The organism is Pantoea sp. K16, from assembly GCF_048452805.1.
Lineage (GTDB): Bacteria > Pseudomonadota > Gammaproteobacteria > Enterobacterales > Enterobacteriaceae > Pantoea > Pantoea agglomerans.
This window is the reverse complement of the sequence record NZ_JBLWNV010000018.1, coordinates 1-20503: the sequence shown is the minus strand read 5'-3', so window position 1 is coordinate 20503 and position 20503 is coordinate 1. Positions and strand designations below refer to the sequence as shown.

Sequence of the window (20503 nt, the reverse complement as noted above, 5' to 3'; positions counted from 1 at the left end):
GTTCGAATCCTCCTGGATGCACCATCTTCTCGAATGTTGGCAGTTCCTCAGTGTGACATGACGCAATAAGCGTTCCGGCCGCACGAAGGGGGATAACGTTGCATCAGCAACGGCCCGCAGGGCGAAGCGCAAGCTGAGTCATCCTCCTGGATGCACCATCTTCTTCTTTAGCCTCAAAATCCCTCAAAGTATCATTGCGCGATGATCGCTAAGACCTCACTAAACACGATAGCATTACTTCCGTAACCGCCCGTACAGCAAACGCTGAGTGAGTATCCTGAAAAACCTCTGCAGTTTCCCTCTGGCTTCACACGCACTCTTTTCCTGTTTAATCTGCCCCATTGATTCATCATCCTGACTTAAGCGATCCGAAACGCCTGTTTCCCGCATCAACGCCTTCTGTTTTGCTGCCCATGCCCGTCCGCCGCCGCTTGTCTGCCAGAAGAATGTTAAAAAAACGCTGGAATTTCGTACGTTTATCGCTGGTCGTGCACGATCACCTTTATCTGAAAACAAAAATTGTTAATGCTTTCAAAGCATTTGCTGTTCATCCCCCCTGGCGACAACCTGTCCACATTAGGCTAAAGTAATGTCTCATTTGATGAATGTCCGGAGTGACAATGTACGATCAATATGACGCCCTGATTTTCGATATGGACGGCACGATTCTGGATACTGAGCCGACACATCGAAAAGCGTGGCGTCAGGTACTGACGCGTTATGGATTAACGCTGGATGAAGCACGTATTATCGACTTCAATGGCGCACCAACCTGGCGGCTGTCGCAGTTCATCATTGAATCCAATCAGTCGTCACTCGACCCTCATCTTCTTGCCGCAGAAAAAACCGCTGCCGTGAAAGCGATGCTGCTGGAAAACGTGAAGCCACTGCCTTTAATGGAGGTGGTGAAAGCGTATCACGGGCGGCGTCCGATGGCGGTCGGTACCGGAAGCGAACACAGCATGGCAGAGGCGTTACTGACGCAGCTGGGCGTACGTGAGCTCTTTTCGGCCGTCGTCGGTGCTGACGACGTACAGGGTCATAAACCTGAGCCTGAAACCTTCTTACGCTGCGCTGAGCTGATGGGTGTGACGCCGGCACGTTGTGTGGTGTTTGAGGATGCGGATTTTGGTATTCAGGCAGCGAAGGCGGCAGGTATGGCTGTGGTGGATGTCCGCTTACTGTGAGTGACGTTCTTACCTATGCCTCGATGTTCGGCAGCAGCTTTTTAAGTGCAACGCTCCTGCCGGGAAGTTCTGAAGCACTGCTGATAGCACTATTGATAGCAAAAAAGACATCAGTTTACGGGTTGCTTTTGGCCGCATCACTGGGAAACACCTTGGGCGGCTTAACCAACATTCTTATTGGTCGCTTGCTGCCGTTAAAACGTCAGGGGCGATGGCATGACACAGCAATGACGTGGTTGCACCGACTGGGACCTGCAGCACTGTTATTCAGCTGGCTGCCAGTGATAGGTGATCTGCTCTGCGTTCTGGCAGGCTGGTTACGTTTCGCCTGGCTACCCGCGATGCTGTTTCTCGCTGTCGGCAAAACACTGCGTTATATCGTTATCGCGACTGCCACATTACTGGGTATGCAATGGTGGCATTGATTCGCACAGATTCGAGGCTACGGTTAACATTATGCTGAACAAAAATAAATTATTATCACAGCGGGGGGGTAATGTGATCCCGGACGTATCTAAAGCGCTCTCCTGGCTGGAAGCGCATCCCAATGCCCTTAAAGGTATTGGCCGTGGCATCGAGCGTGAAACGCTGCGTGTACAGGCAAATGGCGAGCTGGCAAAAAGCGGCCACCCGGAATCTCTGGGGTCGGCGCTGAAACATGACTGGATCACCACTGACTTTGCCGAAACGTTGCTGGAATTTATTACGCCAGTGGATCACAGCATTGATCATATGCTGGCATTCCTGCGCGATATTCATCGTCACGTTGCCCGTGAACTGGGTGATGAACGCATGTGGCCGTTTAGTATGCCGTGCGTGATTGACGATGCGGACAATATTGAGCTGGCGCAATATGGCACGTCCAATATTGGTCAGATGAAGACGCTCTACCGCGAAGGGCTGAAAAACCGCTACGGCGCGTTGATGCAGACCATCTCCGGCATTCACTATAACTTCTCACTGCCACTCTCATTCTGGCAGGAGTGGGCTGACGTGAAAGATAAGGAAAGCGGAAAAGAGACGATCTCGGCGGGCTATCTGCGGCTGATCCGCAACTATTATCGCTTCGGCTGGGTCATCCCCTATCTGTTTGGCGCATCGCCTGCTATCAGCTCCAGCTTCCTGCAGGGCCGTGAGAGCGCGCTGCCGTTCGAAACCAACGACAAAGACACGATGTGGCTGCCGTATGCCACCTCACTGCGTCTGAGCGATTTAGGCTACACCAATAAATCGCAGAGCTCTCTGGGCATCACGTTTAACTCACTGGAAGGCTATGTCACCGCGCTGAAGAAAGCGATTAAGACACCGTCAGAAGAGTATGCAGCGATGGGCACTAAAGATGCCGACGGTAACTGGCTGCAGCTCAACACCAACGTGCTGCAGATTGAAAACGAGCTCTATGCGCCAATCCGGCCTAAGCGTGTGACACGCTCGGGTGAAGCGCCTTCTGATGCGCTGCTGCGTGGTGGTATTGAGTACATTGAAGTGCGTTCGCTGGATATCAACCCGTTCTCTGCGATCGGCGTAGATGAGAATCAGGTTCGCTTCCTCGACCTGTTCCTGATCTGGTGTACCCTGGCCGATGCGCCGGAAATGAGTGCAGATGAGTTGCAATGCACCCGTATAAACTGGAACCGGGTTGTGCTGGAAGGGCGTAAACCGGACCAGAAAATTGCCGTAGGCTGCGGAGAAGCGGAACATTCGCTGGTTGAAGTGGGCAAAACCTTGTTTGCCGATCTGCGTCGGGTTGCTGAAGTGTTAGACAGTCATAATCAGGACAGCACGGAATATCAGCAGGTTTGCGATCAACTGGTAGCATCGTTCGACGATCCTGAGCTAACCTACTCGGCGCGCATCCTTCAGGCAATGAAGGACAATGGTGTAACCGGAACCGGCGTAGCGCTGGCTGAACAGTATCGCCATCTGCTCTGCGAAGAGCCGCTGGAAGTGCTGACAGAAGAAGATTTCACGCGTCAGGCGCAGGCGTCTGTTGCTGCACAGCAGCAGCTGGAAGCGAATGATAAGCTGGATTTTGAAGCGTATCTGGCGAGCCGGGAAGGGTAGAAAAGAAAAAGGCCACATCAATGTGGCCAAATTAACATCTCTGTTGTCAGGGATGATGATAACAAATGCGCGTCTTTCATATATTCAGACGTTGGGCGAACAGAAAAGTTTCATCGTTTTAAAAAAAATTCTCAGAACAGGAGGTGACGTATGCCACTACTGGACAGTTTTACCGTTGATCACACCATCATGGGCGCACCGGCAGTTCGCGTTGCGAAAACCATGAAGACTCCGCATGGCGATACGATTACCGTTTTTGACCTGCGTTTTTGCCGCCCGAACATTGATATTCTCACTGAGCGTGGCATTCATACGCTGGAGCATCTCTTTGCCGGCTTCATGCGTGATCACCTGAATGGTGATGGTGTGGAAATCGTCGATATCTCGCCAATGGGTTGCCGCACCGGCTTCTACATGAGCCTGATTGGTACACCAGACGAGCAGCGCGTTGCCAAAGCGTGGAAAGGGGCGATGGAAGATGTTCTGAAAGTGAAAGATCAGAACCAGATCCCTGAGCTGAATGAATACCAGTGCGGCAGCTACAAGCTGCACTCACTGGATGAAGCGCAGCAGATCGCCCGCAATGTGCTGGCGCATGAGATCGGCGTTAACCGCAACGAAGATCTGAAACTGCCTGCTGAAAAGCTGAAAGAACTGCACATCTAGTCAGGGCTTTGCTGCTAAAAAAAACGCCGCATCATGTCGATTGCGGCGTTTTTTTATCGCTTCAGGACCCTACCGATTTTTTCAGTGGCGTCTTCGGCGTGATGCGCACTTGTTTAATCATGTTGTCCTGCACGTCCAGAATATCGACGTTGTAGTGGCCGATCTGAACACGGGTGGCGATGGCAGGGATCTCTTCCAGCGCTTCCAGCAGCATGCCGTTGATGGTGCGCGCTTCCTGCTCTGGTAGTTGCCAGTTAAACGCCTTGTTAATTTCACGCACACTGGCGCTGCCTTCAATCAGCACGGACCCATCATTCTGCGGCATCACTTCTTCTGCCAGTGACGGTGACATGGAGGTGGTGAAGTCACCCACGATCTCCTCCAGAATGTCCTCTATCGTCACCAGCCCTTTGATGTCGCCATACTCATCCACCACCACGCCCGCTTTCTCTTTATTGCGCTGGAACTTCACCAGTTGGGTGTTCAGCGGTGTCCCTTCCGGGATGTAGTAGATCTCATCGGCGGCGCGCAGCAACGTCTCTTTGGTGAACTCTTTTTTCTCCGTCATCATGCGCCAGGCTTCGCGCACCCGCAGCATGCCGACGCAGTCATCCAGCGAGTCCCGGAACAGCACAATGCGGCCGTGTGGCGAGTGGCTCAACTGGCGCACCACCGACTTCCAGTCATCGTTGATATTAATGCCGACGATCTCGTTACGCGGAACCATGATGTCATCAACGCTGACTTTCTCCAGGTCGAGCACGGAGAGCAGCATGTCCTGATTACGGCGTGACATCAGGCTACGCGACTCATAGACGATGGTACGCAACTCCTCTTTGCTCAGCGCGGAGTTAATGGCACCGTCAGCGCGGATACCCGCCATCCTCATCAGCAGACGCGTAATGGTGTTCAGTAGCCAGACCAGCGGCAGCATGATGTATTGCAGCGGGACCAGCAGCAGGCTGCTGGGAAAGGCGACGCGTTCGGGATAGAGGGCCGCCACTGTTTTCGGCAGCACTTCAGCAAATACCAGCACCACAAAGGTCAGGATACCGGTTGCGATCGCAACCCCTTCGTCACCGTGAATACGCATGCCAACAATGGTGGCAAGTGCGGAAGCCAGAATATTCACCAGGTTATTGCCGATTAATACCAGGCTGAGCAACCGGTCGGGGCGACGCAGTAACTTCTCCACCCGGCGTGCGGGGCGACTGCCGTTTTTGGCCTGATGGCGCAGCTTATAGCGGTTAAGCGTCATCATTCCGGTTTCCGACCCGGCAAACCAGGCGGAAACCAGTACCATGACGCAGAGAATAATAATCAGCGTGGTGGTTGAAACATTCTCCAACGCAGAACTTCCTTTTTAACGAGAGGTGGGGACAAGCAGATGCTGCAGGATGCGACTGCCGAAGTAAGCCATGGTTAACAGCACCGCACCGCTGCAGTTAAACCAGACGACGCGGCGACCACGCCAGCCTTCATGATAGTGCCCCCAGAGCAAAACGATATAAACAAACCACGCGATGATAGAGAGCACGGCTTTATCGACGTTTTCTGCGCTGAAGAGATCCTGCATATAAAACAGACCGGTGCAGAGCACCAGCGTCAACAGCACGACGCCCACCTGGGTGATGTGAAACATCTTACGTTCAATGGTCAGCAGCGGCGGCATATCCTGTGTGAACGCCAGACGCTTGTTTTTTAACTGGTAATCGATCCACGCCAGCTGCAGTGCATAGAGTGCGGCAATAATCAGCGTCGCATAAGCGAACAGCGACAGGCCGATATGGATCATCATGCCTGGCGTGGTTTCCAGATGGGTGATGAAGGCATTGGGCACAAAGGTGGCGAAGGCCAGATTGATCAGCGCGAAGCTGTAGACAATCGGCAGCAGCAGCCAGCCACGGTTACGTGACGCCACAATGGTCATGATGGCGCAAATCAACAGGCTGACCAGCGAGCCTATGTTGAGCAGGCTTAAATTCTGTCCGCTATCAACAGCAAATATGCGTTGCTGCAAGGCCACCGCGTGTGTCACCAGCGCCACACAGGCAGAGAGCATCGCCATTCGCCGCCAGCCGCCGTTACGTTTCAACAGGCTGGGAATGATCAGGGCAAGACTTAAGGAGTAGGCGAATAGCGCCACTATCGCGAAAACGAACATAGATCCTTTCAGGTTCAGTCAGATAAGGAAAAAGGCAGTATAGCGCCAGCCGAAGCAGGCTCCAAACGATCTGAGGGGCAATTGCAGAGATCGCTGAGGCTTCGTGTTATAATCCGCCGCATTCTGCCGATCAGGCGCCTCGCGATCTTTTTTTTAGTGAGAGACCATGTTTGATAATTTAACCGATCGTTTGTCGCAAACCCTGCGAAACATCAGCGGCCGCGGAAGGCTGACTGAAGAGAACATCAAAGAGACCCTGCGTGAAGTGCGCATGGCGCTGCTTGAGGCTGACGTTGCGCTGCCGGTGGTGCGTGACTTCATCAACCGTGTGAAAGAGAGCGCGGTCGGCCATGATGTGAATAAAAGTCTGACTCCAGGTCAGGAGTTTATCAAAATCGTTCGTAACGAGCTGGTTACGGCGATGGGTGCAGAGAACAATGCACTCGACCTGGCTGCTCAGCCGCCAGCCGTGGTGCTGATGGCGGGTCTGCAGGGTGCCGGTAAAACGACCAGCGTCGCTAAGCTGGGTAAGTTCCTGCGTGAGAAGCACAAAAAGAAAGTCTTAGTGGTTTCTGCCGACGTCTATCGTCCGGCGGCAATCAAACAGCTGGAAACGCTGGCACAGCAGGTGGGCGTGGATTTCTGCCCATCCGATCTCAGCCAGAAGCCGGTCGATATCGTTAACAATGCGCTGCGTGAAGCTCGCCTGAAGTTCTACGATGTACTGCTGGTGGATACCGCCGGTCGTCTGCACGTTGACGAAGCGATGATGGACGAAATCAAACAGGTTCATGCCGCGATCAATCCGGTAGAAACGCTGTTTGTGGTCGATGCCATGACCGGTCAGGATGCGGCAAACACGGCTAAAGCTTTTAATGAAGCGCTACCGCTGACCGGTGTTATCCTGACCAAAGTCGATGGTGATGCACGAGGCGGTGCGGCGCTGTCGATTCGTCATATCACCGGTAAGCCGATTAAATTTATGGGTGTCGGTGAAAAAACCGATGCACTTGAGCCGTTCTATCCGGAGCGTATTGCTTCGCGTATCCTCGGCATGGGTGACGTGCTGTCACTGATCGAAGATATCGAAAGCAAGGTTGACCGCGATCAGGCTGAGAAACTGGCTAAGAAGCTGAAAACCGGCGACGGTTTTGATCTCAACGACTTCCTTGAGCAGCTGAAGCAGATGCGCAACATGGGCGGCATGGCCAGCCTGATGGGCAAACTGCCCGGTATGGGACAGTTGCCTGACAATGTGAAGTCACAGATGGATGACAAAGTGCTGGTGCGCATGGAAGCGATCATCAACTCAATGACACGCAAAGAGCGTGAAAAACCAGAGATCATCAAAGGCTCACGCAAGCGCCGCATTGCGACCGGCTCCGGTATGCAGGTGCAGGACGTTAACCGCTTATTGAAGCAGTTTGACGATATGCAGCGTATGATGAAGAAAATGAAGAAGGGCGGTATGGCGAAAATGATGCGCGGCATGAAGGGTATGATGCCGCCAGGTTTTCCTGGCCGCTAAAGCGTTCCACAAAAAAGCCCGAAATGGCACGGTTTAGGTTGCTTTTTTCGCCAAAATGAGTAAAATTTTCGGGCTTTTTATACAGCACCCGGACCCCGTTCCTCGATGGGGGCCGGGTGTTTTATTAACTGAAGAGGATGTTATGGTAACAATTCGTTTGGCACGTCACGGCGCTAAAAAGCGTCCGTTCTATCAGGTCGTCGTCACTGACAGCCGCAATGCACGCAACGGTCGTTTTATCGAGCGCGTTGGTTTCTTCAACCCGATCGCATCTGGTCAGGCTGAAGGTCTGCGTCTTGATCTGGATCGTATCGAGCACTGGGTTGGCCAGGGCGCAACGCTTTCTGATCGCGTTAACGCGCTGGTCAAAGAAGCTAAGAAAGCAGCTTAATCTGTCACGGTGGTGAGCATGAGCAGACAAATTGCCGCACAGCCTCCTGTTAACCCGATTGTATTGGGTAAGATGGGAGCCGCCTACGGTATTCGCGGCTGGCTCAAAGTGTTTTCCTCCACTGAAGACGCTGAAAGCATCTTCAACTACCAACCCTGGTTCATCCAGCGCGCCGGTAAATGGCAGCAGGTCGAACTGGACGGTTGGAAGCACCACAATCAGGACCTGATCATCAAAGTCAAAGGCATTGAAGATCGGGATGCGGCGGCTCAGTTAACCAATTGCGAAATTCAGGTTGACTCGACGCAGTTGCCATCGCTGGAAGAGGGCGACTACTACTGGAAAGACCTTATGGGCTGCCAGGTAGTTAACCTTGAAGGCTACGAGATGGGTAAAGTCATCGATATGATGGAAACCGGCTCGAACGACGTTCTCGTCGTTAAGGCAAACCTGAAGGATGCATTCGGTGCTCAGGAGCGGTTAATTCCGTTTCTTGATGAACAGGTTATCAGGAAAGTCGATCTCTCTACTGGCATCATTGAGGTAGATTGGGATCCTGGTTTTTGATCTCCGAATCGAACGGTAACGTAACGGCGAATACAATGTGGATTGGTGTTATTAGCCTGTTTCCAGAAATGTTTCGCGCTATTACCGATTACGGGGTAACTGGCCGGGCTGTAAAAAACGGTCTGCTCAGCATTCAGAGCTGGAGTCCTCGTGACTTCACGCACGACCGGCACCGTACCGTGGATGATCGTCCTTACGGCGGCGGACCGGGAATGCTGATGATGGTACAACCCTTACGGGATGCCATCTCCGCAGCGAAAGCAGCGGCAGGTGATGGGGCCAGGGTGATCTATCTTTCACCTCAGGGTCGCAAACTGGACCAACAGGGTGTTTGCGAACTGGCGGCACGGGACAAGTTAATTCTGGTCTGTGGCCGTTATGAAGGGATTGATGAGCGCGTAATCCAGACCGAAATTGATGAAGAATGGTCAATCGGTGATTACGTTCTCAGCGGCGGGGAACTGCCAGCGATGACGATGATTGACGCAGTCGCCCGGTTTATTCCTGGCGTGCTCGGCAAGCAGGCGTCAGCCGATGAGGATTCGTTCTCGGAAGGTTTGCTGGATTGTCCGCACTATACCCGACCTGAAGTGTTAGACGGCGTGGAGGTCCCGGCAGTACTACTGTCAGGCAACCATGCTGATATTCGCCGCTGGCGTCTGAAGCAGTCGCTAGGCCGTACCTGGCTGAGAAGACCTGAACTTCTGGAAAACCTGGCTCTGACTGAAGAGCAAGCAAGGTTGCTGAATGAGTTCCAGCGGGAATCTCAGCAGCAACAAAACGATGATGTGGAAGAGTAAGCTCTTCCCCGACTATCAGTTTACCCAGGATATGAGATTTAATTATGAGCAACATTATCAAGCAAATTGAACAAGAGCAGATGAAACAGGACGTACCTTCCTTCCGCCCGGGTGATTCCGTGGAAGTGAAAGTATGGGTCGTTGAAGGTTCTAAAAAACGTCTGCAGGCATTCGAGGGCGTGGTTATCGCTATCCGTAACCGCGGTCTGCACTCTGCATTCACTGTTCGCAAAATTTCTAACGGCGAAGGCGTTGAGCGTGTATTCCAGACTCATTCACCTGTAATTGACAGCATCGCTGTTAAACGTCGTGGCGCTGTGCGTAAAGCCAAACTGTACTACCTGCGTGAGCGTACTGGTAAGTCTGCTCGTATTAAAGAGCGTCTTAACTAAGGTATCGCTAACGCGACATCTAAAAGTTAATAGCAAACAAGGGGTTGGCATCTGCCAGCCCCTTTTTTATGTCACAGTCAACCTTACTGCCTGCAGTTAACCGTCGTCCGGCCGCTGAAAATGATAAATCGCGGTATTAACCGGCCCTTCCTCTAAGACGATCAGGCCATAGCGACAGCCAATGAACTGACCACCGCACTTCTCAGCCACGCCCCGACTGGCCAGGTTATCCTCTGCTGCCAGAATCTCAATCACCCGGGTCTCTGGGCGTGAAAACCCCAGCGGCAGCAACGCGGCCACCGCGCGGCTGGCGATTCCCTGACGCTGTGCATCACTGCGAACCCAGTAGCCAATTGCGCTGGTGTCACCCGGATGACGGGCAAAGCGTATTCCTGCGCCCCCCAGCAGCTGGTCATGCTGATCAACGATGGCAAACTCTTCCGCTTCCTCTTTCATCCGTTGCCAGTGGGTAAAGCGGATCCAGCTTTCTGCTTCATGAGGCTGATAATCATGATGCGCCCAGACCATCCAAGGGATAAGGCTATCCAGCGAGGCATTAACCGCAGTGGTAAACGCAGATATGTCGCTGAGCTCAAAAGGTCGCAGATAAATATTTTGTGGTGATGGGTACATAACTCTCTCAGCGCGAACAGAATGATTCTTTTATTCTGCCTGTGGGTAGAAGAAAGGCAACAACCTTAACTGTAAACTTATTTGTACAATTGCGTTTGGTTTTTTGTGGTTGAGATTTTTATTATATGCATGATTTTATTGGTTATTTTAAGTATATTTCGCACCCTTCTTGATCCGTGGTAATAAAAGTGTACATATAATATTGCGCTATGTATTGTATGTGATACAGTATTTGCATTCCTCAGTGAGGAGTCCATGACTGCCAATACGAGCCAAAGGATCGCCATCATGCAAAAAGACGCGCTGAACAATGTGCATATCGCCGGTGAACAGGTATTAATCACGCCTGAAGAGCTGAAAGCGAAGTTTCCACTGACCACTGAACAGCAGGATCAGGTCGCGGCGTCGCGCCAGACTATCTCTGACATTATTGCCGGCCGCGATCCGCGTCTGCTGGTAGTGTGCGGACCCTGCTCAATTCACGATACCGAAGTGGCACTGGACTATGCTCGTCGTCTGCAAACCCTTTCTGAACAGCTGAAAGATCAGCTCTTTATCGTGATGCGCGTCTATTTTGAAAAACCTCGTACCACCGTCGGCTGGAAAGGGCTGATCAACGATCCTTTCATGGATAACTCGTTTGATATGGAAGCGGGTCTGCACATTGCGCGCCAGCTGCTGGTGAACCTGGTTGAAATGGGTTTGCCTCTGGCCACTGAAGCGCTGGATCCTAATAGCCCGCAATATCTGGGCGACCTGTTCAGCTGGTCTGCCATTGGCGCCCGTACCACTGAATCGCAGACGCACCGTGAAATGGCCTCGGGCCTGTCGATGCCGGTAGGCTTTAAAAATGGCACCGATGGCAGTCTGGGAACGGCAATCAACGCCATGCGTGCAGCCGCAATGCCACACCGTTTTGTCGGGATTAATCAGGCCGGTCAGGTCTGCCTGCTGCAGACTCAGGGCAATCCGGATGGTCACGTGATCCTGCGTGGCGGCAAAGCGCCGAACTACGGTCCTGAAGATGTCGCGCAGTGTGAAAAAGAGATGCTCAAGGCGGGACTGCGTCCAGCCTTAATGATAGATTGCAGCCATGGTAATTCGAACAAAGACTACAGCCGTCAGCCTGGCGTAGCGGAATCCGCTATTGCGCAGATCAAAGACGGGAACCGTTCAATCATTGGTTTGATGCTGGAAAGCCATATCAATGAAGGTAACCAGTCTTCTGAGCAGCCACGCAGCGAAATGAAGTATGGCGTTTCCGTAACCGATGCATGCATCAACTGGGAAGTGACCGAAACGTTGCTGCGTGAAATGCATCAGGATCTGCAGGGAGTGCTGTCGGCGCGTCTGTCACAAGAGGTGTAAGAGCAATGGTGGCTGAACTGACCGCGTTACGCGATCAAATTGACAGTGTTGATAAAGCGCTGCTGGATCTGCTGGCTAAGCGACTGGAACTGGTGGCCGAAGTAGGTGAAGTGAAGAGCCGTTACGGCCTGCCTATCTATGTGCCTGAGCGTGAAGCGTCGATGCTGGCTTCGCGTCGCAAAGAGGCCGAAGCGCTCGGTGTACCACCGGATCTGATTGAGGATGTGCTGCGTCGCGTGATGCGGGAATCCTATACCAGCGAGAATGACAAAGGCTTTAAAACCCTCTGTCCTGAACTGCGCCCGGTGGTGATTGTCGGTGGTAAGGGCCAGATGGGCCGGCTGTTTGAAAAAATGCTCGGGCTATCAGGCTACACGGTTAAAACGCTGGATAAAGAGGACTGGCCTCAGGCTGAGACTCTGCTCAGCGATGCCGGAATGGTGATCATTAGCGTGCCGATTCACCTGACCGAGCAGGTGATTGCCCAACTGCCACCACTGCCGGAAGATTGTATTCTGGTCGATCTGGCGTCAGTCAAAAACCGGCCTCTGCAGGCAATGCTGGCTGCCCATAACGGGCCTGTGCTGGGTCTGCATCCGATGTTTGGCCCGGACAGCGGCAGCCTGGCAAAACAGGTGGTGGTCTGGTGTGATGGAAGACAACCGGAAGCGTATCAGTGGTTCCTGGAGCAGATTCAGGTCTGGGGTGCGCGTCTGCATCGTATCAGCGCTGTTGAGCATGACCAGAACATGGCATTCATTCAGGCGCTGCGTCACTTTGCTACCTTCGCTTATGGTCTGCATTTAGCCGAAGAGAACGTCAATCTGGATCAGCTGCTGGCGCTCTCGTCGCCCATTTACCGGCTTGAACTGGCGATGGTGGGGCGGTTGTTCGCTCAGGATCCGCAACTCTATGCGGATATCATCATGTCTTCAGAGAGTAATCTGGCGCTGATAAAACGCTATTACCAGCGGTTTGGTGAAGCGATTGCGCTGCTGGAGCAGGGCGACAAGCAGGCGTTTATCGCCAGCTTTAACCGGGTTGAACAGTGGTTTGGCGATCACGCAAAACGCTTCCTGGTCGAAAGCCGAAGCCTGTTGCGATCGGCCAATGACAGCCGCCCATAAATGACAGCCATCCATCAATGAAAAAGGCATCCAGTTGGATGCCTTTTTTCTTCTTTTTATTCGCCAGGTTCAGCGGGAACCACATTTTCGCTGGGGTAACAGCCCAGTACCTTCAGAGAGCGGGTCATGGTCTGTAATTCCTGCAGCGCCTGCTGCATCCGCTCTGATTGCAGGTTGCCCTGCACATCAATGTAAAACATCTCTTCCCACGGATTACCATTAATCGGGCGGGACTCCAGCTTGCTCATAATCAGGTTGTGCTGACGCAGTACCAGCAGCGCGTCGACCAGCGCACCCGCCTGCTGGCCGGTTGCCATAATCAGCGTGGTTTTCGCTGGCACCTGGTCAGAAACCTCGATTGCTTTGCGGGCCAACACGATAAAGCGGGTGTGATTCTGCTGCTGATTCGCCAGATTACGTTCCAGCACCTGCAGCTGATACAGTTCGCCGCCGGCCTCACTGCCCAGCGCCGCCACCTTAGGTGAGTTGAGCGCAGCCACTTTCTCCATCGCTGCCGCGGTACTCTCGGTGTATTCGATTTTCCAGTGCGGGAAACGATTAATAAACTGGCTGCACTGCTGGAACGGTTGAGGATGGCTGTAAACCGTCTCAATCTGCTGAAGATCGGTGGGGCCATTCACCAGCACGCAGTGGTCGATAGGCAATGTCAACTCGCCCACGATTGAGAGGCTTGTCTGTTGCAGCAGATCGTAGACATCGTTGATCGAGCCTGAACTGGTATTCTCAATCGGCATCACGGCGTAATCAGCTACGCCATTTTCGACCTGTTTGATGATGTCGTGAAACTTCAGGCAGCCACACTCCACCATGCTATCGAAATGGCGCGACGCGTAGTTGCGTGCTGCAAGATGCGAATAAGAGCCTTTCGGGCCCAGGAAGGCGATACGGGCGGCATGCGCATGGGGATGGTTGAGGTTTTTTTGCAGCAGCGCTTGCTGAGTCAGCACGGAATCTTCAATTACCAGCTGGAACAGACGGGTGATGTAGTGCGCATCCAGGTTGTGTGCCTTACCCAGTACGATGAGATTCTCCAGTAGCGCGCGTTCGCGCTCCACATCACGAATCGGGCGATGCGTCGCCAGTTTCGCTTGTGCAACTTCCACTGCCAGCAAACGACGCTCGGCCAGCAGCGTCAGAAGTTTTTTATCCACGGCGCTGATTTTATCGCGTAGCGCCAGCAATGGATTATCGGGATTCATAGGGCTCACCTGTATGCTATCCAAAAAAAAAGCCTCCCGGTTGGGAGGCTTTGGTGTTCGTCTTCGCTTTCATTTTCACACGACGAATGGCCTCCCGTTCAGGGGAAGGTAAAAAAGAAAGCGAAGGAAAACAGATCAGGTTTCATTGTCATGTCCGAAAAGAGAGTGACCTGAGAGTAACCGTACTGCTTAAAAGCTGTCAATAAAAAACGCGCCCGCAGGCGCGTTAAGAAACAACGTTAAGAAAATCAGGACTCTTCGTCGGCGGGAATGATGTCTTTCACGCTGGCACTGGCGCGGCGTGCTTCAGACTTGTGCTGAACTTTATTCAGCTGACGCTCGAGCTTGGCAATCAAATCGTTGATAGCGGTATACATATCATCGTGCTTGGCGCTGGCCACCAGAGTCCCGTTAGGTGTGTTAATAGTGGCGTCAGCCACGAATTCTTTGGGCTCTTTGGAAAGGACAATATGTGGATTAATCAGGTCGGTTTGCCATTTTTCGAGCTTGGCGAGACGGTCTTCAACATGGCTTCGGATTGCCGGAGTGATGTCCATTTGTTTACTGGTAATGTTCAGAATCATCGTTCTTACCTCTCTGTCATTTCCGTCTTGGTCTTCTCAGCATAGCGCGAAAAAGCGTTCAATGTGGGATTTCGATCACGAAAAAATGTCACTTTTTGTCAGTCACAACATTCTGTGAGAAAGGCAGAGAAACTGGCCGAAATGGCTTGAAGCGAAACGATTAACACGGCATGCTTGATGAGTTAGCTCGCTGAGAACAGATCCAAATCTGACTGTTCTGTGAGCAAAAAAAAGCAGCCCTGAGAGGCTGCTTTTTTTATGGCTTAGAATCTGTCTGACTATCAGCTTTTGTTAGCTGCAATGATTTTCGCCACTTTATCGGCTTCAGCGTTCAGCTGCAGATTGCGGTAAGCATTCTCCATCAGCGGCAGGGCATCGTGTGTTGCCTGCGTATCCGGATAATCGCGCATCATACCTTCGACACGGTTAACAACCGCGACATAAGCCTCACGCTTAGTATAGAATTGCGCCACTGACAGCTCATATTTAGCCAGACGGTCTTTCAGATAGACCAGGCGTTTCTGAGCATCAGCCGCATACTGGCTGTTCGGGTAACTCCGCAGCAGCTGGGAAAAGTCGCGGAAAGCATCACGAGCGTGCGTCGGATCGCGGTCAGAACGATCAATACCAAAGAAGCCCTGCAGCGCGGAGTCATCCAGCGCCATGTCCGTCAGACCTTTCATAAAGATGACATAGTCAATGTTCGGATGCGTGGGGTTCAGACGCATAAAGCGAGCAATGGCAGCCTGCGCCAGGGGCAGATCGGCATTTTTATAGTACGCGTAGATTAAATCCAGCTGCACCTGCTGCGAATAAGGACCGAACGGATAACGATTATCCAGCGCTTCCAGTTGCTTAATCGCAGCTTTAAAGTTACCGTCCTGCAGCTTTTGCTGCGCTGTAGCATAGATTTCAGAAGGCGGGCTGTCCGGTACCGCGTCATTTGAGCCGGAACAACCAACAAGTGCCAGGCTCAGTGTGGCAGCAGCCACCAGATGTTTCATACGCGTCATGACGAAGTGATTATCCTCAAATGTTATGGCGGAAGCTGTCCGTATAGCTCCCGGTAATGACCAGGTACGATAGCACATTATATTAAACGGCATCGCCGTGAAAACCCAACGTTAACGAAGAAGCTGTATATGGCACAACAAGTTCAACTCACCGCAACGGTATCCGAATCACAACTCGGACAACGCTTAGATCAGACTTTGGCGGAATTGTTCCCTGATTATTCACGTTCTCGCATAAAAGAGTGGATCCTCGATCGTCGCGTTACTGTAAACGGCGTCATGGTCGATACACCCAAAGAAAAAGTGCTGGGCGGCGAGCTGGTCGCGATTGACGCTGAGATCGAGGAGGCGCAGCGCTGGGAACCGCAGAATCTGCCACTCGACATCGTTTATGAAGATGAAGACATTATTGTCATCAACAAACCACGCGACTTCGTGGTTCACCCTGGCGCCGGTAATCCGGATGGCACAGTGTTAAACGCCTTACTTCATCACTATCCGGCGATTATGGATGTGCCGCGCGCGGGCATCGTACACCGGCTGGATAAAGACACCACCGGCTTAATGGTGGTCGCGAAAACCGTTCCGGCTCAGACGCATCTGGTGGACTCGCTGCAGCGTCGCGAAATCACCCGCGAATATGAAGCGGTTGCGATTGGCAATATGACTGCGGGCGGCACCGTTGAGCAGCCTATCAGCCGTCACTCAACCAAACGCACCCACATGGCGGTACACCCAATGGGTAAACCGGCGGTCACTCATTACCGCATCATGGAGCACTTCCGGGCCCATACCCGTCTGCGCCTGCGTCTGGAAACCGGTCGTACTCACCAGATCCGTGTGCATATGTCTCACATCAGCCATCCGCTGGTGGGCGATCCGCTTTACGGTGGCCGTCCGCGTCCGCCAAAAGGCGCGTCTGAAGCATTTATTACTACGCTGCGCGGTTTCGATCGTCAGGCACTGCACGCCACGATGTTGCGCCTCTATCACCCCATTAGCGGTATTGAAATGGAATTCCATGCTGCGCTTCCGCAGGACATGGTTGATCTCATCGCGGCGTTAAAAGCAGACACTGAAGAATTTAAAGACCAGTTGAATTGGTGATGAATCTGATTACTCCTCAATGGCCCGCTCCGTCACGCGTTCGGGCCTGCTCGACGCAGCGACAGGGCGGCATCAGCATATCGCCCTGGGATGCACTGAATCTCGGCGGGCATGTGGGGGATAATCCGGATGCGGTGGCGCGTAACCGGCAGTTGCTGTTGGAAGAGGCGGGTTTGCCTGCCATGCCGCAGTGGCTGGATCAGGTTCATGGCACTGAGGTTGTGCGTCTGACTGCAGGGGGAAGTACGCCATTACGTGCTGATGCCTGTATTACCGATCAGCCCAGCGTCGTCTGCGCCATCATGACCGCTGACTGTCTTCCGGTCCTGTTCTGTTCGCAGGATGGCACGGAAGTGGCGGCGGCACATGCAGGCTGGCGCGGACTTTGTGCGGGTGTACTGGAAAATACGCTGGCGCAGTTTCGTTCGCCACCTGATCAGATTCATGCCTGGCTTGGACCGGCAATCGGACCTGATGCGTTTGAGGTCGGCGCCGAAGTGCGTCAGGCCTTTATGGCTCAGGATCCCCGGGCTGTGCAGGCTTTCCGTCCATCAGGTGACCGCTTTTACGCCGACATCGGCCTGCTGGCGCAGATGCGACTACAGGCAGCGGGCGTGAATTCAGTCAGCGCCAGCAGCCTTTGTACCTTTACGCAGCGCGACGATTTCTTCTCTTTCCGCCGCGATGGGATCACCGGGCGTATGGCAACTTTGATCTGGCTGTTATAACCTTACGCCATAAGACGGTCCAGTTAGCGTATTTTTTACTCAAATCTCAGGTCATTAACCTTGAAATTTTGAGGGATGACCTCATTTAATCTCCAGTAGCATTTTGACCTGTAATGGGAGGAATTATGCGTCTGGATCGTCTTACTAATAAATTTCAGCTGGCTCTCGCCGACGCGCAGTCCCTCGCTCTGGGACACGACAATCAATTCATCGAACCTCTGCATCTGATGAGCGCATTGCTCAAACAGGAAGGCGGATCGGTTTCACCTTTACTGACTTCGGCCGGTGTCGACGTTACGCCATTTCGCGCTCAGGTTGAGCAGGCTATTGATCGCCTGCCACAAGTTGAAGGCAGCGAAGGCGATGTACAACCCTCATCTGACCTCGTCCGGGTATTAAACCTGTGCGACAAGCTGGCACAGAAGCGCAACGATAACTTTATTTCATCCGAATTATTTGTTCTGGCCGCCCTGGAATCGCGGGGCTCACTGGCCGATCTGCTCAAAGCAGCGGGCGCAACGCGTGAAAAAATCACCAGTGCGATTGAACAGATGCGGGGAGGAGACAACGTGAACGATCAGGGGGCTGAAGATCAGCGCCAGGCTTTAAAAAAATACACTATCGACCTGACCGAGCGGGCAGAGAAGGGCAAACTCGATCCGGTCATCGGTCGTGACGAAGAGATTCGCCGCACCATCCAGGTTCTGCAGCGCCGTACCAAAAACAACCCGGTACTGATTGGTGAACCTGGCGTGGGTAAAACCGCGATTGTCGAAGGGCTGGCGCAGCGCATCATCAATGGTGAAGTGCCTGAGGGTCTGAAAGGACGTCGGGTACTGGCACTGGATATGGGTGCGCTGGTGGCCGGGGCGAAATATCGCGGTGAATTCGAAGAGCGTCTGAAAGGCGTACTGAGTGACCTGTCGAAACAGGAAGGCAACGTCATTCTGTTTATCGACGAGCTGCACACCATGGTGGGAGCCGGTAAAGCGGACGGTGCGATGGACGCCGGCAATATGCTTAAACCTGCGCTGGCGCGTGGTGAACTGCACTGTGTGGGTGCCACTACGCTTGACGAGTATCGCCAGTACATTGAAAAAGATGCCGCGCTGGAGCGTCGTTTCCAGAAAGTCTTTGTGGCTGAGCCGAGTGTGGAAGATACCATCGCCATTCTGCGTGGTCTGAAAGAGCGTTATGAACTGCATCACCATGTGCAGATCACTGACCCGGCGATTGTCGCGGCGGCGACCCTGTCTCATCGTTATATTGCTGACCGGCAGCTGCCGGATAAAGCGATTGACCTGATCGATGAAGCGGCTTCCAGCATTCGTATGCAGATGGACTCGAAGCCGGAGTCACTGGATCGCCTTGAGCGCCGTATCATTCAGCTGAAGCTGGAGCAGCAGGCGCTGAAGAAAGAGGCGGACGATGCCAGCATCAAGCGTCTTGAAATGCTGGAAACCGAGCTCAACCAGAAAGAGCGCGAATACGCCGAGCTGGAAGATGAGTGGAAGACAGAGAAAGCCTCGCTGTCCGGCACGCAGAACATCAAAGCTGAACTTGAGCAGGCGCGTCTGAATTTAGAGCAGGCACGTCGCCAGGGTGACCTCGCTCAGATGTCAGAGCTGCAGTACGGTAAAATTCCGGCACTGGAAAAACAGTTAGCCGCAGCGACTCAGGCCGAAGGCAAGACCATGAAGTTACTGCGTAACCGGGTAACCGATGTGGAGATTGCCGATGTGCTGGCACGCTGGACCGGTATTCCGGTCGCACGAATGATGGAAGGTGAGCGCGATAAGTTACTGCGCATGGAGCAGGACTTACATGGCCGGGTTATCGGACAGGATGAAGCGGTTGAGGCGGTATCGAATGCTATTCGCCGTAGTCGCGCAGGCCTTTCTGATCCAAACCGGCCTATCGGTTCCTTCCTGTTCCTGGGGCCAACCGGGGTCGGTAAGACGGAGTTGTGTAAAGCGCTGGCTAACTTCCTGTTCGACAGTGACGATGCGATGGTTCGTATCGACATGTCTGAATTTATGGAAAAACACTCAGTATCACGGCTGGTGGGTGCACCTCCGGGTTATGTCGGCTATGAAGAGGGCGGTTATCTGACCGAAGCTGTGCGCCGTCGGCCTTATTCGGTCATCCTGCTGGATGAAGTAGAGAAAGCGCATCCTGATGTCTTTAACATTCTGCTGCAGGTGCTGGATGATGGGCGTCTGACGGATGGGCAGGGCCGGACGGTCGATTTCCGTAACAGCGTGGTGATTATGACCTCTAACCTGGGATCAGATTTAATCCAGGAGCGGTTCGGCAATCTCAGTTACCCGGAAATGAAAGATATCGTGATGGGTGTGGTCGGACAGCATTTCCGTCCTGAGTTCGTCAACCGTATTGATGAGGTGGTGGTGTTCCATCCGCTGGCTGAGAAACATATTGCGTCCATTGCGCAGATTCAGCTGCAGCGGCTGTACAAACGTCTGGATGAACGGGGTTATCAGCTGCACATCTCTGATGATGCGATCAAACTGCTGGCGGAGAACGGATATGATCCGGTATACGGTGCACGTCCGCTGAAACGTGCGATACAGCAGCAGATCGAGAACCCGCTGGCTCAGCAGATCCTTGCCGGTTCGCTGGTGCCAGGCAAAACCATCGAAATGGATGTGGAGAACAACATCATTACTGCACATCAGTAAGGGTGTGGAATGAAAAACGGGCCTCTGGCCCGTTTTTTTTGCCTTTTTGAGGGGGTTTTGCTTATTTAATACTCCTTTTGAGTGCAAAATGAACGGTCAGTAAAAAAGTCTCAATTTGCACTTGCGCTATCTGAGCCGTTCCTTATAATGCGCCTCCACTGACACGGCAAACCGGAAACGGAAAACGGGTCAGGAGGCACAGGAGACTGGGCCGCCGGAGAAAAACTTCTGAGAAAGAGGTTGACTCTGCAGGAGGAAAGCGTAA

The 20503-nt window shown here is 53.0% G+C and carries 20 protein-coding genes, 1 tRNA gene and 1 other annotated feature (1 of these 22 cut by a window edge); of the genes, 15 read left to right on the top strand and 6 right to left on the bottom strand.

The genetic code is table 11. The features are described 5' to 3' along the window. The 5 genes from ACK13D_RS20085 to luxS form a co-directional block, all read left to right on the top strand. Nucleotides 1-24 (top strand) — tRNA-Arg (locus ACK13D_RS20085) (it extends 153 nt beyond the left edge of the window). Between the two features lie 596 nt (nucleotides 25-620). Further along, on the top strand, nucleotides 621-1187 hold the full coding sequence (gene yqaB / locus ACK13D_RS20080) for a fructose-1-phosphate/6-phosphogluconate phosphatase (RefSeq protein WP_418797001.1): 567 nt from the start codon (nucleotides 621-623) through the stop codon (nucleotides 1185-1187). Next, the gene (locus ACK13D_RS20075) at nucleotides 1184-1612 is read left to right on the top strand and encodes a YqaA family protein (protein ID WP_418797000.1); all 429 of its coding nucleotides are present in this window, start codon (nucleotides 1184-1186) and stop codon (nucleotides 1610-1612) included. Before yqaB ends, ACK13D_RS20075 begins: the two co-directional genes overlap by 4 nt. Before the next feature lie 31 nt (nucleotides 1613-1643). Then, nucleotides 1644-3251 carry a glutamate--cysteine ligase gene (gshA, locus tag ACK13D_RS20070; RefSeq protein ID WP_033770020.1) on the top strand — a complete coding sequence of 536 codons (1608 nt, stop codon included), beginning with the start codon at nucleotides 1644-1646 and terminating at the stop codon, nucleotides 3249-3251. A 150-nt stretch (nucleotides 3252-3401) separates the two neighbouring features. Continuing rightward, complete coding sequence (luxS, locus tag ACK13D_RS20065; RefSeq protein ID WP_009086888.1) at nucleotides 3402-3917, top strand: S-ribosylhomocysteine lyase; 516 nt, start codon at nucleotides 3402-3404, stop codon at nucleotides 3915-3917. Nucleotides 3918-3978: 61 nt separating this feature from the next. Here luxS and ACK13D_RS20060 read toward each other — a convergent pair whose 3' ends face one another. Next, nucleotides 3979-5265 (bottom strand): HlyC/CorC family transporter, encoded by a 1287-nt coding sequence (locus tag ACK13D_RS20060; RefSeq protein ID WP_022623780.1) that lies wholly within the window; start codon nucleotides 5263-5265, stop codon nucleotides 3979-3981. A 15-nt stretch (nucleotides 5266-5280) separates the two neighbouring features. Then, nucleotides 5281-6081 carry a cytochrome C assembly family protein gene (locus ACK13D_RS20055; protein WP_010248489.1) on the bottom strand — a complete coding sequence of 267 codons (801 nt, stop codon included), beginning with the start codon at nucleotides 6079-6081 and terminating at the stop codon, nucleotides 5281-5283. Between the two features lie 166 nt (nucleotides 6082-6247). On the opposite strand from ACK13D_RS20055, the gene ffh reads away from it, so the two are divergent. The 5 genes from ffh to rplS all read left to right on the top strand — a co-directional run bounded on the left by ffh (nucleotide 6248) and on the right by rplS (nucleotide 9759). Continuing rightward, the gene (gene ffh, locus ACK13D_RS20050; protein ID WP_010248486.1) at nucleotides 6248-7609 is read left to right on the top strand and encodes a signal recognition particle protein; all 1362 of its coding nucleotides are present in this window, start codon (nucleotides 6248-6250) and stop codon (nucleotides 7607-7609) included. A 142-nt stretch (nucleotides 7610-7751) separates the two neighbouring features. Next, nucleotides 7752-8000 carry a 30S ribosomal protein S16 gene (gene rpsP / locus ACK13D_RS20045; protein ID WP_003849041.1) on the top strand — a complete coding sequence of 83 codons (249 nt, stop codon included), beginning with the start codon at nucleotides 7752-7754 and terminating at the stop codon, nucleotides 7998-8000. 18 nt (nucleotides 8001-8018) lie between these two features. Next, nucleotides 8019-8567, top strand: a complete 549-nt coding sequence (rimM, locus tag ACK13D_RS20040; RefSeq protein WP_010248480.1) for a ribosome maturation factor RimM — start codon at nucleotides 8019-8021, stop codon at nucleotides 8565-8567. A 35-nt stretch (nucleotides 8568-8602) separates the two neighbouring features. Further along, a complete protein-coding gene (trmD, locus tag ACK13D_RS20035) occupies nucleotides 8603-9367 on the top strand; it encodes a tRNA (guanosine(37)-N1)-methyltransferase TrmD (protein WP_010248477.1) in 765 nt (254 codons plus the stop codon). A gap of 44 nt (nucleotides 9368-9411) precedes the next feature. Next, complete coding sequence (gene rplS / locus ACK13D_RS20030) at nucleotides 9412-9759, top strand: 50S ribosomal protein L19 (protein ID WP_003849035.1); 348 nt, start codon at nucleotides 9412-9414, stop codon at nucleotides 9757-9759. 96 nt (nucleotides 9760-9855) lie between these two features. On the opposite strand, the gene ACK13D_RS20025 is transcribed toward rplS, so the two are convergent. After that, the gene (locus tag ACK13D_RS20025) at nucleotides 9856-10392 is read right to left on the bottom strand and encodes a GNAT family N-acetyltransferase (RefSeq protein WP_122457840.1); all 537 of its coding nucleotides are present in this window, start codon (nucleotides 10390-10392) and stop codon (nucleotides 9856-9858) included. 288 nt (nucleotides 10393-10680) lie between these two features. On the opposite strand from ACK13D_RS20025, the gene ACK13D_RS20020 reads away from it, so the two are divergent. Both ACK13D_RS20020 and tyrA read left to right on the top strand, forming a co-directional pair. After that, nucleotides 10681-11760: a 3-deoxy-7-phosphoheptulonate synthase gene (locus tag ACK13D_RS20020; RefSeq protein WP_010672116.1), complete on the top strand. Its 1080-nt coding sequence runs from the start codon at nucleotides 10681-10683 to the stop codon at nucleotides 11758-11760. 5 nt (nucleotides 11761-11765) lie between these two features. Continuing rightward, nucleotides 11766-12887, top strand: a complete 1122-nt coding sequence (gene tyrA / locus ACK13D_RS20015) for a bifunctional chorismate mutase/prephenate dehydrogenase (RefSeq protein WP_010248465.1) — start codon at nucleotides 11766-11768, stop codon at nucleotides 12885-12887. 56 nt (nucleotides 12888-12943) lie between these two features. Here the strand turns inward: tyrA and pheA are convergent, their stop codons facing one another. The 3 genes from pheA to bamD all read right to left on the bottom strand — a co-directional run bounded on the left by pheA (nucleotide 12944) and on the right by bamD (nucleotide 15704). After that, on the bottom strand, nucleotides 12944-14107 hold the full coding sequence (pheA, locus tag ACK13D_RS20010) for a bifunctional chorismate mutase/prephenate dehydratase (protein WP_010248448.1): 1164 nt from the start codon (nucleotides 14105-14107) through the stop codon (nucleotides 12944-12946). A gap of 22 nt (nucleotides 14108-14129) precedes the next feature. Next, nucleotides 14130-14254 (bottom strand) — a sequence feature (Phe leader region). A 101-nt stretch (nucleotides 14255-14355) separates the two neighbouring features. Continuing rightward, nucleotides 14356-14691, bottom strand: coding sequence for a ribosome-associated translation inhibitor RaiA (gene raiA / locus ACK13D_RS20005; RefSeq protein WP_003849030.1), 336 nt, complete (start codon nucleotides 14689-14691; stop codon nucleotides 14356-14358). Nucleotides 14692-14972: 281 nt separating this feature from the next. Then, complete coding sequence (bamD, locus tag ACK13D_RS20000; RefSeq protein WP_207254136.1) at nucleotides 14973-15704, bottom strand: outer membrane protein assembly factor BamD; 732 nt, start codon at nucleotides 15702-15704, stop codon at nucleotides 14973-14975. 129 nt (nucleotides 15705-15833) lie between these two features. On the opposite strand from bamD, the gene rluD reads away from it, so the two are divergent. The 3 genes from rluD to clpB all read left to right on the top strand — a co-directional run bounded on the left by rluD (nucleotide 15834) and on the right by clpB (nucleotide 20238). After that, complete coding sequence (gene rluD, locus ACK13D_RS19995) at nucleotides 15834-16811, top strand: 23S rRNA pseudouridine(1911/1915/1917) synthase RluD (protein ID WP_010248442.1); 978 nt, start codon at nucleotides 15834-15836, stop codon at nucleotides 16809-16811. Further along, entirely contained in the window at nucleotides 16811-17539 is a 729-nt protein-coding gene (gene yfiH, locus ACK13D_RS19990) for a purine nucleoside phosphorylase YfiH (protein WP_163799353.1), read from the top strand. Before rluD ends, yfiH begins: the two co-directional genes overlap by 1 nt. Nucleotides 17540-17652: 113 nt before the next feature. Next, a complete protein-coding gene (clpB, locus tag ACK13D_RS19985; protein WP_029519628.1) occupies nucleotides 17653-20238 on the top strand; it encodes an ATP-dependent chaperone ClpB in 2586 nt (861 codons plus the stop codon). The last annotated feature ends 265 nt before the right edge of the window (nucleotides 20239-20503 follow it).